General features: G+C 66.3%; 13 protein-coding genes. All 13 read left to right on the top strand.

All coding sequences use genetic code 11. From position 1 onward, the window contains the following. The first annotated feature begins 20 nt into the window (after positions 1-20). Positions 21-1,715, top strand: coding sequence for an ATP-binding protein (locus AC5W54_RS10405; RefSeq protein WP_495962013.1), 1,695 nt, complete (start codon positions 21-23; stop codon positions 1,713-1,715). Positions 1,716-1,755: 40 nt separating this feature from the next. Further along, positions 1,756-2,517, top strand: coding sequence for a response regulator (locus tag AC5W54_RS10400; RefSeq protein WP_495962012.1), 762 nt, complete (start codon positions 1,756-1,758; stop codon positions 2,515-2,517). A gap of 163 nt (positions 2,518-2,680) precedes the next feature. Continuing rightward, positions 2,681-3,685 (top strand): tripartite tricarboxylate transporter substrate binding protein, encoded by a 1,005-nt coding sequence (locus AC5W54_RS10395; RefSeq protein WP_495962011.1) that lies wholly within the window; start codon positions 2,681-2,683, stop codon positions 3,683-3,685. Positions 3,686-3,802: 117 nt separating this feature from the next. After that, positions 3,803-4,282, top strand: a complete 480-nt coding sequence (locus AC5W54_RS10390; protein ID WP_495962010.1) for a tripartite tricarboxylate transporter TctB family protein — start codon at positions 3,803-3,805, stop codon at positions 4,280-4,282. Positions 4,283-4,322: 40 nt separating this feature from the next. Further along, a complete protein-coding gene (locus AC5W54_RS10385) occupies positions 4,323-5,825 on the top strand; it encodes a tripartite tricarboxylate transporter permease (protein WP_495962009.1) in 1,503 nt (500 codons plus the stop codon). A 247-nt stretch (positions 5,826-6,072) separates the two neighbouring features. Continuing rightward, entirely contained in the window at positions 6,073-7,425 is a 1,353-nt protein-coding gene (locus AC5W54_RS10380; protein ID WP_495962008.1) for an ATP citrate lyase citrate-binding domain-containing protein, read from the top strand. A gap of 13 nt (positions 7,426-7,438) precedes the next feature. Further along, a complete protein-coding gene (locus tag AC5W54_RS10375; RefSeq protein WP_495962007.1) occupies positions 7,439-10,150 on the top strand; it encodes a hypothetical protein in 2,712 nt (903 codons plus the stop codon). Between the two features lie 458 nt (positions 10,151-10,608). Continuing rightward, positions 10,609-11,907 (top strand): urea ABC transporter substrate-binding protein, encoded by a 1,299-nt coding sequence (gene urtA, locus AC5W54_RS10370; protein ID WP_495962151.1) that lies wholly within the window; start codon positions 10,609-10,611, stop codon positions 11,905-11,907. A 211-nt stretch (positions 11,908-12,118) separates the two neighbouring features. Next, positions 12,119-13,669 (top strand): urea ABC transporter permease subunit UrtB, encoded by a 1,551-nt coding sequence (gene urtB, locus AC5W54_RS10365; protein WP_495962150.1) that lies wholly within the window; start codon positions 12,119-12,121, stop codon positions 13,667-13,669. 6 nt (positions 13,670-13,675) lie between these two features. After that, a complete protein-coding gene (gene urtC / locus AC5W54_RS10360; RefSeq protein ID WP_495962006.1) occupies positions 13,676-14,809 on the top strand; it encodes an urea ABC transporter permease subunit UrtC in 1,134 nt (377 codons plus the stop codon). Continuing rightward, the gene (urtD, locus tag AC5W54_RS10355; RefSeq protein WP_495962005.1) at positions 14,806-15,645 is read left to right on the top strand and encodes an urea ABC transporter ATP-binding protein UrtD; all 840 of its coding nucleotides are present in this window, start codon (positions 14,806-14,808) and stop codon (positions 15,643-15,645) included. Before urtC ends, urtD begins: the two co-directional genes overlap by 4 nt. Then, a complete protein-coding gene (gene urtE, locus AC5W54_RS10350; protein WP_495962004.1) occupies positions 15,645-16,343 on the top strand; it encodes an urea ABC transporter ATP-binding subunit UrtE in 699 nt (232 codons plus the stop codon). The genes urtD and urtE overlap by 1 nt, the downstream gene beginning before the upstream one ends. Positions 16,344-16,626: 283 nt before the next feature. Continuing rightward, positions 16,627-17,514, top strand: a complete 888-nt coding sequence (locus tag AC5W54_RS10345) for an urease accessory protein UreD (protein ID WP_495962003.1) — start codon at positions 16,627-16,629, stop codon at positions 17,512-17,514. Positions 17,515-17,774: the final 260 nt, after the last annotated feature.

Here is a 17,774-nt window from a genome sequence, read left to right as displayed (position 1 = left end):
TTCGCCATCGAGTCTGCGCCATGTCACCCCGCCGTGCCGATGCCATTGCCGAGGTCAGGCGCCTGCGCCGTCCCCGGGCGCGCCGCCACCGGCTCATCCGTAGCTTCCGTCTCCAGGTGATGCTGCTGGTGGGTGTGCTGCTGGCCGCCATGCTGCTGGCCCAGGGGGCCTACCTCAACCACCGCACCGCCGAGATCATCGGTGACCAGATGGGCGAGCGGGCGCTGGCCGTGGCGCTGAGCGTGGCCGCCATTCCCGAGTTGATCGAGGCCTTCTCCGACGACGATCCCTCGGCGACCATCCAGCCCATCGCCGAACGCATCCGCCGCGAGACCGGCGCCCGCTACGTGGTGGTCGGCAACACCGAGGGGCTGCGCTACTCCCATCCGCTGCCCGAGCGCCTCGGCCTGCCCATGGTGGGCGGCGACAACGATCGTGCACTGCTGCACGGCGAGTCCTATGTCTCCGAGGCCACCGGGTCGCTCGGTGAGGCGGTCCGCGGCAAGACACCGGTGCTCGACGACGCGGGCAACATCATCGGCATCGTCTCGGTGGGGTTCATGCTCGACCGGGTGGCCATGGACGTGGGCCGGCACACCAGCCTCGGCTGGTGGCTGGTGGTGCTGATGATCGTGCTCGGCTTCGCCGGTGCCTATGGCCTCTCGCGCCATCTCAAGCGGGTTATCCTGGGGCTCGAGCCCCATGAGATCGCCCGGCTGGCGATGGAGAAGGAGGCGATCCTGCAGTCGATCCACGAGGGCATCCTGGCGGTGAACCGGGAGGGGCAGATCACCCTGGTCAACCAGCAGGCCCGGCGCTTCCTCGACCTGCCGCCGGAGTGCGAGGTGCTGGGCCGGCCGATCCAGGAAGTGGTACCCAATTCGCGGTTGCTCGAGGTGCTCGAGCGCGGCGAGCAGCAGTTCGATCAGCAGATGTGGCTCGGCGATCATCCGGTGGTGGTCAACCGGGTGCCGGTGATCCACGCCGGCGAGATCGAGGGCGCGGTGGCGACGTTCCGCAGCCGTCGCGAGATCGTCGAGCTCTCCAATGCCCTGACCGCCGCCAGCCGCGACGTGGACATGCTGCGTGCCCAGGCCCACGAGTTCTCCAACAAGCTCTACACCATCTCGGGGCTGCTGCAGCTCGGCCGCATCGAGGACGCCCTGGCCTTGATCCACCAGGAGAGCGAGCGCGCCCAGGCCCAGATGAGCTTCCTGATGGGCCATGTGGCGGACCCGGTGATCAGCGGCACCCTGCTCGGCAAGCTGACCCGGGCCCGCGAGCTCGGGGTCGCCCTGGAGATCGACGACCAGAGCTCACTGTCGGTTCCACTCACGGCGACCGGCCAGGAGGTGTTGATGACGGTGATCGGCAACCTGCTCGACAACGCCTGCCACGCGGCCCTGCAGGGTGAGCGGGGGAGCGGCGAGGGACCGCGCGTGCGCCTCTTCTTCACCGACCTGGGCGAGCAGCTGCTGATCGAGGTGGAGGACAACGGCCCGGGAGTGGCGCCCGAGCACCTCGAGGCGATCTTCCGCGAGGGCTTCTCGACCAAGCCGGGCAAGCATCGCGGCATCGGTCTGGCGCTGATTTCGCGGCTGTGCCGCGAGCATGGCGGCGAGATCACCCTGGAGGAGAGCGAGCTGGGAGGCGCCTGCTTCATGGTGGTGCTGGACCGCTCGCTGTGCCATGCCTCGGTGGCGGCCGACCACTGATGCGATGATCAATTACAACGACGACCACAGGGGAGAATCGATGTCACACCCCGATACGCCATCCTCTGAGCTTGCCTCGCCGGATTACGGGATCCTGATCGTCGAGGACGACTTCCGCATCGCCGAGATCCATCGCGCCTTCATCGAGCAGAGCGAGGGCTTCCTGGTGGTGGGTATGGCACGCTCCGGCGCCGAGGCGAGGGAGCTGCTGGGGCGTCACGCCGACGAGATCCAGCTGGTGCTGCTGGATGCCTACCTGCCCGACGTGGTGGGGCTCGAGCTGCTCTGGGAGTTGCGTCGCGATCATCTGCACATGGATATCGTCATGGTTACCGCGGCCCGCGAGGTGGAGACCATCGCCGAGGCGCTGCGCGGCGGGGTCTTCGACTACCTGATCAAGCCCACCGAGGCGTCGCGCATGGCGCAGATGCTGGCCCGCTTCCGCCGCGAACGCGCCGCCCTGGCGTCCCGCGGCGAGATGAATCAGGAGGAGCTGGACCAGGCCCTGGCCCGGCTGCGTCCGCAGCAGGTCCCGGCCGGCGGCTCCCGAACGCTGCCCAAGGGCATCGACCGGCTGACGCTGAGCGCCGTGATCCGCTCCCTGGAGGGTGCGGGTGCCCCGCTCACCGCCATGCAGGCGGCGCGCACGATCGGGGCCAGCCGCTCCACGGCGCGCCGCTACCTGGAGTTCCTGGTCTCGGTGCAGGTCGCCGGCGCGGAACTGGGCTATGGTGATGTCGGAAGGCCCGAGCGTCGCTATCGGCTGGTCGGTGCCGTCGCCCCATGGTTGGATGACAACTGATCCTCGTGGTGTGAACAGAATGGACAGAATGCCCATAACGGACAGTTTGTCTTTTATGTTCAGAAGCTTGCAGGGGAGGGCGCGGCTCTTCTAACGTTGCAGACGCCTGCGGACACTTCCGATGATCCGCGGATAGAACAACAGCCAACGTCTGGAGTACGCCATGATCGTCAAGACTGCCCACCCGGCCAAGCGCCTGGCCGCCCTCGTCCTGCCCCTCGCCGCCCTGGCCGGCATGACCGCCGCCGCCCAGGCCCAGGAGTGGACCCCGACCAGTTCCATCGAATTCATCGCTCCGGCCAACCCGGGTGGTGGCTGGGATACTCTGGTGCGTACCACCTCGCGGGTCATCCAGGAAGAGGGCCTGGCCGACCAGAACTTCGCCGCCATCAACGTGCCGGGTGGCGGGGGGGCCGTGGCCTGGGCCCAGATTGCCCGGGATGCCGGCAATCCCCACAAGCTGTTCGCCACCAGCCCGCCGATCATCCTGGTGCCCCTGGCCGGTACCTCACAGTACGATCACACCCACTTCACGCCGGTCGCTCGCCTGATCACCGATTACTCGATCGTACTGGTGCCGCAGGATTCCGAGTATCAGGATCTCAACGACCTGTTCGACGCCATACGCGAGAACCCCAGCCTGAGTGTCGGCGGCGGCAGCGCGCCGGGCTCCATGGATCATATCGCCATCGCCGGCGTGGCATCGGCAGCCGGGCTCGAGGCGGCCAATGTCAACTACATCGCCTTCTCGGGAGGCGGCGAGGCGATGACGAACCTGATGGGGGGGCACGTCGAGGCGGTGATCACCGGTGCCGGCGAGGCCGCGGGCCAACTAGGCCCGGACAGCGAGGTTCGTGCGCTGGGCGTGTCGGCGCCAGAACGGCTGGGTGGCCCGCTGGCCGATATCCCCACCTACCAGGAGCAGGGTATCGACTACACCTTCGATATCTGGCGTGGCGTGATGGGCACCCCCGACATGCCGGAGGAGGCCGTGGCCTATTACGAGGACCTGTTCGCCAGGATGCTCGAGACCGACAGTTGGGCCGAGGCGCGCGATCAATTGGGCTGGCTCGACGCCTATCAGAACAGCGAGGAATTCGGTGCCTTCCTCGACGCGCAGAAGGAAGAGTTCAGCGGCGTGCTGAGCGATCTAGGGTTGATCCGCTGACACTGCGACGCCTCACCGACTCGCGCGGGCCCTGCATCGACCGGGGCTCGCATTCCCCCGAATGCATGACTTGAACCCATCGCAGCGTTCACGCTTCGGGTTCGGGATGACTGCCTCATGACAAGACTCAATACCAATCAGTGGCTGGCGCTGGTGATTGCCCTGTTCTCCGTGGGCTACCTGGCGATGGCCTTCCAGATTCCGAGTTTTCCGCTGCCGCGGCCGGTCGACTCCGACCTCTTCCCCAAGGTGCTGGGTTTCGTGTTGCTGGGCCTGGCGTTGCTGCTGTTCCTGGAAAAGCCCAAGGCCCGGGATATCCCGGAGCCGGTCGATGACGAGCCGGCCATGCCGCTGCTGCTGCGCCCCTGGTCGCGGGTAGTGGTGACCTCGCTGGCAATCGCCGTCTACGCCGGGGTTCTGGTTCCGATCGGCTTCGTGGTCGCCTCCACGCTGCTGGCGTTCGGCCTCACCTGGTACTACGGCTATCGGCGTCATGGCATCAACCTGGCCGTTTCCCTGGGCGTGGTGCTGGCGTTGTACCTGACCATGACCAGGATCATGAACGTCTACTTGCCGACCGGGATCCTGCCGATCTGATGTCGCCCGACACGCTAAGCCAGCGAGAGAGACCCTGACAATGGATGCTTTCAATAACCTGATGTATGGCTTCGGCATCGCGCTGGAGCCGATCAATATCGTCTACGTCTTCACCGGGGTATTCGCCGGCACCATCATCGGCATGTTGCCCGGTCTCGGGCCGATCAGTGCCCTGGCGCTGATGATCCCGATCACCTTCGCCATGGATCCCTCCTCCGGCCTGATCCTGATGGCGGGGGTCTACTACGGTGCCATCTTCGGCGGATCGACCTCGTCGATCCTGCTCAACGCCCCCGGCGTGGCGGGGACCGTGGCCACCTCCTTCGACGGCTATCCCATGGCCAAGCAGGGCCTGGCGGGCAAGGCCCTGGCCATCGCCGCCTATGCCTCCTTCGTGGGGGGGACCATCTCCGTCGTCTTCCTGATGCTGGTGGCGCCCCTGCTGTCGAAGGTCGCGGTCAGTTTCGGCCCGGCGGAGTACTTCGCCCTGATGGTGCTGGGCCTGACCGCGGTGGTGTCGCTCTCCGACAAGTCGCTGGTCAAGGGGCTGATCGCCGCCGTGATCGGGGTGATGATCTCGATCATCGGCATCGACCTGCAGACCGGCACCGTGCGTTACGCCTTCGGCAGTGCCCATCTCCTCGACGGCATCGACTTCCTGGTGGTGGCGCTGGGCATCTTCGCCCTGGCCGAGGTCTTCTTCATCCTGCTGCGCGGCGGTGGCGGCAAGGAGCAGCCCCGTAACGCCATCGGTTCGCTGAAGTTGTCGAAGAGCGAGGTGAAGGAGATCGCCGGCCCCATCGGCCGCAGCTCGGTGCTCGGCTTCTTCACCGGGGTACTGCCCGGTGCCGGCGCCACCATCGGGTCATTCCTCGGTTACAGCATGGAGAAGCGTATCGCCAAGGACGGCAATACCTTCGGCAAGGGCAACATCAAGGGCGTAGCGGCGCCCGAGGCGGCCAACAACGCCGCCTGCACCGGCTCCTTCGTGCCACTGCTGACCCTCGGCGTGCCCGGCTCCGGCACCACGGCGGTGCTGCTCGGCGCCCTGCTGGTGATGGGCGTGACCCCGGGACCGGCGATGCTGGTGGATCGGCCCGATGTGTTCTGGGGCGTCATCGCCAGCATGTACATCGGCAACATCTTCCTGCTGGTGCTCAACCTGCCGCTGATCCCGTTCATCGCCAGGATCCTCGACATGCCGCGGCCGCTGCTGCTGTCGTTGATCCTGATCTTCTGCATGATCGGCGTCTACGGGATGAGCTTCAGCGTCTTCGACCTCTTCCTGCTGCTCGGCTTCGGTGTGCTGGGCCTGGGCATGCGCCTGTTCGGGTTCCCGGCCGCACCGCTGATCCTGGCGCTGATCCTCGGCGGAATCATGGAAGAGTCGATGCGGCGTGCGCTGCAGATCTCCGGTGGCGACTGGTCGACCTTCATCGACAAGCCGATCTCGCTGACCCTGCTGCTCATCGCCGGGCTGTCACTCGCCCTGCCGCTGGTCAAGAAGGCTGTGGTCATGGCGCGTGCCCGCGCCGCTAGCTGACTCATCGACGTGGCCTGTCGATCCCGACAAGCCTACAGAACACAGCCAATTTTTCGGGGTATCAACTCTTTCGATGCCCCTTTTTTACGCCAGCCATGGCTCGCCGTGCTCGATGGCGGGTCGATCTCGAGGTGGAAGCTCGGCGAAATTCAGCAGACTTACATAACAACAGCTGAATGAACCCCTGTTGACGACCTCGTCAGTAGCCGTAGATAGAAGAGGAAGGCTCCAGGAAAGAAAGGGGTAATTGAGGCTCTATCTTTTCTGCCGCTTGCTTGAATCTTTCACCGGGAAACAGCGGTCTATTGGAGAAAATAATATGCAGCTTACCGGAATGCTACACGGGGCAAGACTTCTCAATCATGTCGGGTTTCCGACCTCGGAAGTACTTGGGCCCGATGCGACTGAGGACCAGATTCAGGATTTGATTGCTCGCCATGGGCTGATCTTCATCAAGCCGCTGTTCCGCGGTGGCGTCGGCAAGAAAGGCAAGGCGGGGCTTATCGGCAAGGCGAGCGATCTACGTACCGCCCTGGCCGAGAAGGAGCGGCTCTATTTCGCCGAGCATCGTCACGGCAATGCCTACGCCAAGGCGAACGGGGTGACATTCGAGGCCGGCGTGCCGGCCGAGCACGAGGTCTATTTTGCCATCTCCGACGACAGCCGCTTCCGGGCGCCGAGCATGACGCTGACCCACCGCGGCGGCGTCGATATCGAGGAGCTGGACAAATCCGAGATCGCCACCGTGCCGTTCGAGGCGCTGACGGGGCTCAAGGCCTTCGTGGTGGCCAATGCGCTGAGCGACATCGGGGCGCCCAAGGAGATCATCTCGCCGCTGGTCCAGCACCTGCCCAAGCTCTGGGAGTTGATGCATCACTATGGCATGACCACGCTGGAACTGAACCCCATCCGCATGCGCCCCGGGCGCGACGGTCGGCTGATGCCGGTTGCCTGCGACTTCAAGTGTGGCTTTGACCGCGATGATCCCCGGGTGGGGCGGTTGGGCCTGCCCGAACAGCTCTTCGCCGCCGACGTCTCGGCCTTCGAACAGGAAGTGAACCGGCTTCGTACCCACCAGGGCCAGTCGGATGTCTTTGTGGTCAACGACAAGGGCACCATCCTGGCGCCAACCTTCGGCGGTGGTGCCAATAGCCTGGTGACCGAGGTGCTGGGGGATGCCGCGATCATCTCCTCGGATTTCGGTGGCAATCCCCCCTATGAAAAGATGAAGTCGGTCGCCGCGATCTGCTATCGGCATTTCCTTGCCCAGACCAATGTGCTGTTCATCATCGGGGGCAAGTCGAACAACACGGATATCCTCGAGACCTTCCGGGGCATGGGCGACGCGCTGCGCGAGCATTTCGCGGAGTACGGGCCGACACCGCTCTATGTCGTCGTCGGGCGCGGTGGGCCAAACCTGGTACGCGGCATGGGCAACCTCGGCGACACGCTGGACAGCCTTGGCGTGCCTTACCGCTTCTTCGGCTTCGACAGCGCCATCTCGGAAGTGGTGAGCTACGCGAAGAATCTCGATCTGTGGATGCGTGACGGAGGCCGTGCCGAGATCGCCCGGCATCTCGGCATCAAGACAGCGGCTTAAGGGGAGACGCATCATGTATCGTCAGGGTATTGCGGATTTTCCATACTATCTCGGCATTCACTCGCTGGCCGATGTGGCGAGGCGCGAGGATCGCGTCTGTGTTCTCAACATTCTGGGTGGCGAGTCACGCACGGTGACCCCGGTGAGTCATGCCTATTCGGGGGGCAACGTGGTCTTCGGTACCTCACCGGGGCGTGCCGGGCAGACGCTCAAGACGTCCGTGGGCGACATTCCGGTGTTCAATAATGTGCGCGAGGGCCTGGCTGCGGGGCACACCTTCAATGTAGGCGTTGTCTACCTCCCGCCCCCCAGCGTGCGCGATGGGGTGGCGGAACTCATTCGTGTCAACGACGCTCTGGAAAAGATCGTCATCATTACCGAAAAGATAGCCGTGCACGATGCGCGCGAGATCCGCGCGATGGGGCAGGCCAATGGCGTCGACATCATCGGTGGCAATTGCCTCGGTGTGGCCGACAGCTGGAACCGGGTCCGCATTGGCGGCGCGCTCGGCGGCGACAGTCCCGAGGAGTCCCTGCGCAAGGGCTCGGTCGCGATCTTCTCGAATTCGGGGGGCTTCACCACCACCATCGCGCAGTACCTCGCGACCGAAGGCTGGGGCACCACAACGCTCGTCTCGAGCGGAAAGGACGTCTATATCCATTACAACGCCCGTGATTTCTCCCATGCGCTGGTGAACGACGACCGCTCGAAAGCCGCGGTGCTCTATGTCGAACCGGGTGGCTATCACGAGCACGGTGTCGATTTCGGCAAGCCGACGGTTGCCTGTGTCGTCGGCCGCTGGAAGTCGAAGCTCACCCGTGCCGTCGGCCATGCCGGTGCGATGGCCGGCTCGGGCGACCGGGCGGAAGACAAGGAGGGCTGGTTGATGGAGGCCTTCGGCGTCGACGACCTCTACACGCCCGACAACCCGGTGGTCTCGGCCAAGGGCGCGGTGGTGACCAATATCGCCGACATCCCCATGGCACTGACCGCGGTGATGAAGCTGAACGGCGTTTCGCCCGATTTCGCCTCGACGGGCAGCCTCGCGCTCAAGCCCTGGATCGCCAACGACCAGGGCCTGGCGCCGCCACCCGAACTCGCCATGCCCCCGGTGACGCCGAGTGAGCCCTATGCGACCCAGATCGCCGTGCTCAAGCGCCAGGTGGGGGCGGTGATCGCTCGCCAGACCATGAAGGACAAGTCCGGGGCGTCGGTGATGGACCCCACCACCCAGGTGACCAGCGTGCACGGCTATTCCGTGCTCGACCTGGCGCTCGATCCGCTGGAGGCCAATTTCGCCCTGCCCCTCGTCCACGAGATCGCCGGCGAGAACGACCGTGCCATGCTGGACGTGGCCGTGGCGGCGGAGGTGAACCTGGTCGGTGACCCGATCCTCGTGGCTGCCGACGCCGCGCGGGACGCGGGCAATGCGCCCAACGCCATCATGGCGGCCGCCGCCGCGATCGTCGGACCGAAGCGGGTCGAACGCGCGCTGGCCTGCACCAGCGCGCTGATCGACCTCTTTGCGCATTCCGGCCTGCGGGACGGCCGGAGCGAGGAGTTCGACATCTCGGCGATCACCATGGACGCCGCCACCCGCGCGCTCTTTCTCGCCTCCGAGGCCGAGGCCGACGACCCCCGCCCCGAGGCGATGCTCGCCGCCGTCAAGGCGCGCGGTGGCAAGTCGGTCTTCCTCACCTACCTGGCCACCCTGAACGGCCGTCTCTCCCGGGATGCCATCCTCGCCGCGATCAGTCTGACCATCGCCTGGGGGCCCCTCATGCGCAAACGCATCTCGCGCCTGACCGCGGAGACGTTGCCCTGGTACTTACGCCTCTACGGCGTGATGGTCGGTGCGACGATCCCGGGTTCCCACCACCAGCCCGGTTCGCTGTGTGGCATTCCACGCGACGAGCGCTTTGGCCAGTGGACCATGGCGGACCTCTGCTTCCTCGCCATGACCGGCAAGAAGCCGACCCGCGACGAGGCGTTGCCGCTCCAGATCCTCGTCGGCCTGCTGATCTCCAACGGCCCCGGCTCGATCTCGGCACAAGGCGCCAAGGGGGCGGTCGCGGCCGACGGACCGCAGACCCCTGGCCGCGTGCAGATCAACAAGGCCATGGTGGGATTTCTCACCCACACCGGCTACAGCCACGGCGGCAACGGCTTCGAGGGGATGGCCTTCCTGCTCGACCAGTTCAAGGACAAGGGGCTCATCGACCCCACCGACCCGAACCACGGCATCGACCTCAAGGCCATGGCCACCGACTTCGCCCGTGACTACCAGCGTGAGAAGGCCGAGGCCAAGGAGATCGGCACCGAGGTCCGCGCCTTGCCCGGTGTCCACCACCCGATCTTCAAGGGCAAGCCGGTCAACTACGATCCGCGCGAGCGCTTCATCGCGGAGTTCATGGCGAAGCGCGGCGACTACAACATCTTCCATGCCTTCTACCGCGAACTAGTGCAGGCGTTGTATGACGTGGGTGCCAGCCGTTACGTCTTCTGCGTCAACGTCGACGCGGTGATCGCGGCGCTGCTGCTTGCGCTCCTGTGGAGGGATTACCAGTCTGGCGAGCTGACCGAGCGGGATCTCGAGACGGCAGCCTTCAGCGTCTTCCTCTACGGCCGTATGATCGGCTCCGCGGCCGAGATCGATGACCACCTGAATCGGGGGCGCAACATGGACACGCGCACGCCCGCTTCGGCGTGCTTCCATGTTGTCTGATCGATCCTGGCCGACTCGGGGAGGGCTAGCGCAGGCACCACACCGTTAGTTCGCTGGCAGTCACCAGGAACGAACGAGATAAGCCAGAGAAGGGGCGCCGACGCGGTCGGCGCCCCTTTTTTTATCATGGGAGTGCATGAGCTCGACCATGGTGCATCCATCGAGGTGCGTGCCACGACCCTGGCGAGGGCCGCCCGCACTCGGGTGGTGCAATCACGCCGGTGTCGTTCCGTTCCATTTTTGGTAAGTGATTGAAAGTTTGATGTAAAGAAGTGCCTGCCATCGGGTGGCGCAAACCTTGCAAGTTCTGGTTGCTGTCCCGAGCGCCGGCCGGCTCCTGCCCCGGCGGCGCGACGCAACCACAACGAGTCCCTCTCTCAGGAGGGCGCAAGGAGGTTCAAGTGACCGCATTCCGACGCAAGGCACTGTCACGTCCCGTCTCCCAACCGTCACGCTGGCTGGCGACCGCCCTGGTGTCCGCCACGCTGGGCATCAGCGCCCAGGCCCTGGCCGAGGAGCCGATCAAGGTCGGCATCCTGCACTCGCTCTCCGGCACCATGGCGATCAGCGAGTCGACCCTCAAGGACACCGTGGAGATGCTCATCGAGCAGCAGAACGCGCAGGGCGGCCTGCTCGGCCGCCAGCTCGAGGCGGTGGTGGTCGACCCGGCCTCCAACTGGCCGCTGTTCGCCGAGCGCGCCCGCGAGCTGCTCGCCCAGGAGGAGGTCGATGTGATCTTCGGCAACTGGACCTCCGTCTCGCGCAAGGCGGTGCTGCCGGTGGTCGAGGAGCTCAATGGCCTGCTCTTCTATCCGGTGCAGTACGAGGGCGAGGAGTCCTCCGAGAACGTCTTCTATACCGGCGCCGCGCCCAACCAGCAGGCCATTCCGGCCGTCAACTACCTGCACGACCAGGTCGGCGTCGAGCGCTGGGTGCTGGCCGGTACCGACTATGTCTATCCGCGCACCACCAACCGCATCCTCGAGGCGTACCTGCAGGAGGAGTTCGGGGTGGCCGACGAGGACATCCTGGTCAACTACACCCCCTTCGGTCACTCCGACTGGCAGAACATCGTCGCCGAGATCCGCCGCTTCGGTTCCGAGGGCAAGAAGACCGCGGTGGTCTCGACCATCAACGGCGACGCCAACGTGCCCTTCTACCGTGAGCTCGCCAACCAGGGCATCGATGCCGCCGACATCCCGGTGGTGGCCTTCTCGGTGGGCGAGCAGGAGCTCTCCGGCATCGATACCGGCCCGCTGGTCGGCCACCTGGCCGCCTGGAACTACTTCATGAGCGTCGACACCGACGCCAACTACGACTTCATCGACGCCTGGATCGACTACACCGGCGACGAGGAGTCGGTGACCAACGACCCCATGGAGGCCCACTACATCGGCTTCAACATGTGGGCGGAGGCGGTACGCAAGGCCGGTACCACCGAGGTCGACGCGGTCAAGGACGCTATCATCGGCGTGGCGGTGCCCAACCTCTCCGGCGGCTATGCGGCGATGATGCCCAATCACCACATCACCAAGCCGGTGCTGATCGGCGAGATCCAGGACAACGGCCAGTTCGACGTGGTGTGGCAGACGCCGTCCACCGTGGCCGGCGACGCCTGGTCCGACTACCTGCCGGGGTCCCGCGACCTGATCAGCGACTGGCGGGCGCCGATGCGCTGCGGCAACTTCAACGTCGCCAACGGCTCCTGTGGTGGCAGCACCGCGGCCGAGGAAGCCGAGGCCGCCCTGGCCGAATAATCCCGCCATCCCCCGTCGGCTACCGGCGGGGGAGCACGCCATCCCGACACAATCGAACTCGAATCGAGGAAAGCCGATGAGGAACTTCCCGCTGTCCCGGCCAGTGTCGGCCGGGGCGACGCCCGGCAGTGTGGCCGGTAAGCGGCGCCGCTTCCCCCTCGCCATCCCCCTGATAGGACTGATCTGGCTGGCGGCCCTGCTGTTCATACCGATGGCCGCCCAGGCCCAGACCGATGGCCCCGACGATGCCGCGGCCATCCAGCTGCTCGAGGCTCTGGACGTCAGCTCCTATGCCGAGAAGGGCGAGGCCATCGAGGCCATCGTCCGCAGCGACGACGAGCGCGCCCGCGACTGGCTATCGGCACTGCTCGACGGCCGCCTGCAGCAAACCGACGAGGGCCGCTTCGTGGTGGTGCTCGACAACAGTGGCCGCCACTGGCCGGTGGCCGACGCCCTCAGCGGCGAGCCACTCGGCGAGATGTCCCGCCGCGAACTGGATCGCATCGGTATCAACAACGCCCTGCGCAACCAGTTGCGCAGTGCCATCGCCGTTGTCGATCTCTACTCGGCGGATCTCGAGCTGCGCCGGGCCTCCGCCGAGCGGTTGCTCGGCGAGGTCGACGCCGACCTGGCCGGCCCGCTGTCGGAGCTCATCGAACAGGAGAGCGACGCCCGTGTCCGTGAGCGCCTGACCCTGGCCCTGGCCATCCACCGCCTGGAGCAGGGCGAGGTGACGGCCATCGACCACCTCGACGGCAGCCTGCATCCCCGGGCGCGGGTCGCCCTGTCGCGGGCCGCGGCGGGCGATGATGCCGAGCTCGCGTCGGCCGCCCGGACGGCGCTCACCAACATCGAGCAGAAGCTCAAGCTCAATCGCGTCGCCGAGACCCTCTACTTCGGCCTGAGCCTCGGCTCGGTGCTGGTGCTCGCCGCCATCGGGCTGGCCATCACCTTCGGGGTGATGGGGGTGATCAACATGGCCCATGGCGAGCTGATCATGCTCGGCGCCTATACCACCTGGGCGATGCAGCAACTGCTGCCCGGCCAGCCGGGGCTGGCCCTGCTCCTGGCGGTGCCCGCGGGCTTCCTGGTGGCCGCCCTGGCGGGCATCGCCATCGAGCGGGGGGTGATCCAGTTCCTCAAGGGCCGTCCGCTGGAGACCCTGCTGGCCACCTTCGGCGTCAGCCTGATCTTGCAGCAGCTGGTGCGTACCGTGATCTCGCCGCTCAACCGCACCGTGGTCACCCCGGAGTGGATGAGTGGTTCGCTGGTGATCAACGACGCCCTGTCGCTGACCCTGAACCGGATGGTGGTGCTGGGCTTCGCCCTGGTGGTATTTGCCGGCCTGATGCTGATCATGCGACGTACCCGACTCGGCCTGGAGGTGCGTGCCGTGACCCAGAACCGTGCCATGGCGCGCTCCATGGGCATTCGTGCGACCCGGGTCGACATCCTGACCTTCGCGCTCGGCTCCGGTGTCGCCGGGCTCGCCGGCGTGGCGCTCTCCCAGCTCACCAACGTGGGGCCCAACCTGGGCCAGAACTACATCATCGACTCCTTCATGGTGGTGGTGTTCGGCGGCGTGGGAAACCTCTGGGGCACCCTGGTGGCCGGGCTCTCGCTCGGCGTGATCAACCAGGTGCTCGAGCCCTGGGCCGGGGCCGTGCTGGCCAAGATCCTCGTGCTCGTCTTCATCATCCTGTTCATCCAGAAGCGCCCCCGCGGACTCTTCCCGCAGAAGGGCCGGGCGGCGGAGGGCTAGACCGACATGTGGTTAACGACACCTTTCAACGAACGCTCGACCCGGCTGTTCCTGGGCGTGCTGCTGGCGGCCATGTGTCTGGTGACCGTGCTGCACCTGGCCGTGCCCCAGGGCCACCCGCTGCATGTCAATGCGTATACCGTCAACCTGTTCGGCAAGTACCTGAGTTATGCCCTGCTGGCGGTGGCGGTGGACCTGGTGTGGGGCTATCTCGGCATCCTGAGCCTCGGCCATGGGGCCTTCTTCGCCCTGGGCGGCTACGCCATGGGCATGTACCTGATGCGCCAGATCGGTGACCGCGGCGTCTACGGGCACCCGGTATTGCCGGACTTCATGGTCTTCCTCGACTGGGACAGCCTGCCCTGGTACTGGGCCGGCTCCGACATGGCCTGGTTCGCCTTCCTCATGGTGCTGCTGGCGCCGGGCGCCCTGGCCCTGGTGTTCGGCTTCCTGGCGTTCCGCTCGCGGGTCACGGGGGTGTATCTCTCGATCATCACCCAGGCGCTCACCTTCGCCCTGATGCTGGCCTTCTTCCGCAACGAGATGGGCTTCGGCGGCAACAACGGCCTCACCGACTTCCGCGAGATCCTCGGCTTCAGCCTGCGCAGCAGCGATACCCGCCTGGGCCTCTTCCTGGCCACCGGGGCGGCCCTGGCGCTGGGCTATGTGCTGTGCCGGGCCATCGTGGCCAGCAAGCTGGGGCGGGTCTGCGTGGCGACCCGCGATGCCGAGGCGCGCACGCGCTTTCTCGGCTACCGGGTGGAGCGCTTCCAGCTGTTCGTCTTCGTGGTCTCGGCGATGCTCGCCGGCGTGGCGGGAGCGCTCTATGTCCCCCAGGTGGGTATCATCAACCCCAGCGAGTTCTCGCCGATCTTCTCCATCGAGATCGTGCTCTGGGTGGCGCTGGGCGGCCGTGCCACCCTCTACGGCGCGGTGATCGGGGCGATCCTGGTCAACTACGCCAAGACGGTGTTCACCGGGGTGATGCCGGATGCCTGGCTGTTCGCCCTGGGGGGGATGTTCGTGCTGGTCACCGTCTTCCTGCCCAAGGGCGTGGCGGGACTCCTGTCCTATCGCCTGAAGCGCCGACCCGAGGATGAGGCTGCCACCACGCCCACCGGCAGGGAGGCTCGCGCATGAACTTTCTGAAATCGCTGGCCGACCGCGATCGCGTCTTCGACTTCCTGGTGCCGGTGGAGTCACCGGTGGACGTGCGCCACGGCCCCATTCTCTACCTCGAGGACGTGACCGTCAGCTTCGATGGCTTCAAGGCGATCAACGCCCTGAACCTGACCATCGACGATGGCGAGCTGCGCTGCATCATCGGCCCCAACGGGGCGGGCAAGACCACCATGATGGACATCATCACCGGCAAGACCCGCCCCGATGCCGGAAAGGTGTGGTTCGGCAGTCGCCACGACCTGCTGACCATGAACGAACCGGAGATCGCCAGCCTCGGCATCGGGCGCAAGTTCCAGAAACCCACGGTGTTCGAGGCCCTGAGCGTATTCGAGAACCTGGAGCTGGCCATGGCCGCCGACAAGCGCATCCTGCCGACCCTCACGGCTCGCCTGTCCGGCGAGGTCCGCGACCGCATCGACGAGGTGCTCGAGACCATTGGCCTCGCCGAACTGCGAAGCCGTCCGGCCGGGATCCTCTCCCACGGCCAGAAACAGTGGCTGGAGATCGGCATGCTGTTGATGCAGCGACCGCGGCTGCTGCTGGTGGATGAACCCGTGGCCGGCATGACCGAGCAGGAGATGGAGCGCACCGCCGAGCTGCTGACCGGGCTCGCGGGAAAACAGTCCGTCGTCGTCGTCGAGCACGATATGGGCTTCGTGCGCTCCATCGCCCGCAAGGTGACGGTGCTGCACCAGGGCAGCGTACTGGCCGAAGGCAGCATGGACCAGGTCGCCAGCGACCCGAAGGTGATCGAGGTCTACCTGGGCGCCGAAGCGGAAGAGGAGATGGCCTGATGCTGGCGATCGACAAGCTCAACCAGTACTACGGCGAGAGCCACACCCTGTGGGACCTCGATCTCGAGGTGCCGACCGGAGAGTGCACCTGCGTCATGGGGCGCAACGGGGTGGGCAAGACCACCCTGATGAAGGCGATCATGGGCGAGGTGGCGGTGGCCTCGGGCAGCCTCCGCTACGCGGACGCTGTGGAGCTGACCCAGCGGCGCATCGAGGACCGTTCACGGCTGGGCATCGGTTACGTCCCTCAGGGACGGCAGATCTTCCCGCTGCTGACCGTGGAGGAGAACCTGCGTACCGGCCTCGCTGCGCGCAGCGACGGCCGGCGCACCATCCCGGAGCGCGTCCATGAACTCTTTCCGGTGCTCGAGGAGATGAAGCACCGGCGCGGCGGTGACCTTTCCGGGGGCCAGCAGCAGCAGCTGGCCATCGGCCGGGCCCTGGTGATCGAGCCGCGGCTGTTGATCCTCGACGAGCCGGGCGAGGGCATCCAGCCCAATATCGTCACCCTGATCGGCGAGGTGATCCGCAGGCTGATCGAGGAAGATGTCCTGACCGTGCTGCTGGTGGAGCAGAAACTGCCCTTCGCGCGCCGGTACGCCGACCGCTTCGCGATCATGGATCGCGGCCGGCCGGTGGCCAGAGGCGGGATAGACGAGCTGACCGATGCGCTGATCAAGGAGCACCTGACGGTCTAGGCTCTGGAGCTACGAGCTACGAGCTACGAGCTACGAGCGCCCGTTTCGGTTTCGGCCGTGGCGGGTGCTTTGCCCTATGGTGGTGCGTTCGCCGCTCTCGCGCACCCGGGTGGTGCGATGACCCTTCCGCACGGCGGCGGCGATGGTGCAGGGAGGTATCTGGGTACCTCTTTGTGTACAACATAACACATTGATAAAAAATAGTACTTTTGTGTTTTCACCAGATTGGTACGCAGCTTGCTGAGGAAGAGGCAACAGCCACCGGACGCACAGGACCCTTGTGATGACGGCCATCCCGCGCGCCATTCCGTATCACCCCGAGTCGGGCCACCGTTTCGATGCCGGCCGCCACTGGGCAGCGTCGCTGGAGCTCGGTTTCCTGGCACGCCTGGGCGCCACGCGGATGGTGAGGGCACGCCACCACGGCCCGCTGCGGGTACAGCGGCCCTTCTATCCCGAAGGGGGCGAGGGCGCCTGCCACGTCTACCTGCTGCATCCCCCCGGTGGCCTGGTCAGTGGCGATGCGCTGAGCATCTCGGCCCGGGTCGAAGCGGAGGCCCATGCCCTGCTTACCACCCCGGCCGCCAACAAGCTCTACCGCGCCGACAGCCAGGGCGTGGCCTGGCGACAGGACACCCGCCTCGAGGTCGCCGATGGCGGCCTGCTGGAGTGGCTGCCCCAGGAGACCATCGCCTTCGATGGCTCGCGGGGCGAGCAGGCCACCACCATCGAGCTGGCGGGCGATGCGCGCTGCCTGGGCTGGGAGGTGCTGGCGCTGGGGCGGCCGGCGAGTCGGTTGCCCTATGTCTCCGGGCGCATCGCCCAGCGCTTCCGCTTGTTGCGCGACGGCAAGCCGCTGTGGCTGGAGCGTCAGCCTCTCGATCCGGGTCACCCCCGCTTCCATGGCCGCTGGGGGCAGGGCGGCGCCACCGTTCAGGCGACGCTATGGGCCGTGGGTCTGCCCGATGAGGCCGGCGCCATCGAGGCGCTGCGTGATGCGATCGAGGTGAGCCCGCACTGGGCGGTCACCGTGCGCCACGGCGTGCTGCTGCTGCGCTACCTGGGGCACGAACGCAACGAGGCCTGGGCGCTGTGCGAGGCGGCCTGGAAGGTGTTGCGGCCGAGGCTGGTCGGCCGCGAGGCCTGCGTACCGCGGATCTGGAGGACATGAGGAGGCGTTGGCGAAGGCATTTGGCGAAGGCTGGAGCCTGGCTCCGCCGAGCGATTGGCGCCGTAGGCGCCCCGGTGGTAGCCGCTGACGTGGCAGACAACCGCCAGCACCGCTTCGCGCCGCATCGCCCCGCAAAGCGTGGCTCCCAGTGCGCCCGTGAAGGCGTGCACACAGTGCGGTGAGAGTCCGCACCGGGGTAAGCCATGACCCCGTAGCCGAAGGTAACTGCGTCGCCGCGAGGCGGGGTGGGGAGCAACCGG

The organism is Halomonas sp. LMYGS-3 (genome assembly GCF_059509875.1).
Note: the sequence above shows the minus strand (reverse complement) of the source record. Positions and strands in the feature narration are given on the sequence as shown.

What these genes read in the sequence shown, in the direction of transcription:
- AC5W54_RS10405 (WP_495962013.1), top strand. Translation starts at nt 21, where the DNA reads ATGTCACCCCGCCGTGCCGATGCCATTGCCGAGGTCAGGCGCCTGCGC.
- AC5W54_RS10400 (WP_495962012.1), top strand. Translation starts at nt 1,756, where the DNA reads ATGTCACACCCCGATACGCCATCCTCTGAGCTTGCCTCGCCGGATTAC.
- AC5W54_RS10395 (WP_495962011.1), top strand. Translation starts at nt 2,681, where the DNA reads ATGATCGTCAAGACTGCCCACCCGGCCAAGCGCCTGGCCGCCCTCGTC.
- AC5W54_RS10390 (WP_495962010.1), top strand. Translation starts at nt 3,803, where the DNA reads ATGACAAGACTCAATACCAATCAGTGGCTGGCGCTGGTGATTGCCCTG.
- AC5W54_RS10385 (WP_495962009.1), top strand. Translation starts at nt 4,323, where the DNA reads ATGGATGCTTTCAATAACCTGATGTATGGCTTCGGCATCGCGCTGGAG.
- AC5W54_RS10375 (WP_495962007.1), top strand. Translation starts at nt 7,439, where the DNA reads ATGTATCGTCAGGGTATTGCGGATTTTCCATACTATCTCGGCATTCAC.
- urtB (WP_495962150.1), top strand. Translation starts at nt 12,119, where the DNA reads ATGGCCGCCCAGGCCCAGACCGATGGCCCCGACGATGCCGCGGCCATC.
- urtC (WP_495962006.1), top strand. Translation starts at nt 13,676, where the DNA reads ATGTGGTTAACGACACCTTTCAACGAACGCTCGACCCGGCTGTTCCTG.
- urtD (WP_495962005.1), top strand. Translation starts at nt 14,806, where the DNA reads ATGAACTTTCTGAAATCGCTGGCCGACCGCGATCGCGTCTTCGACTTC.
- urtE (WP_495962004.1), top strand. Translation starts at nt 15,645, where the DNA reads ATGCTGGCGATCGACAAGCTCAACCAGTACTACGGCGAGAGCCACACC.
- AC5W54_RS10345 (WP_495962003.1), top strand. Translation starts at nt 16,627, where the DNA reads ATGACGGCCATCCCGCGCGCCATTCCGTATCACCCCGAGTCGGGCCAC.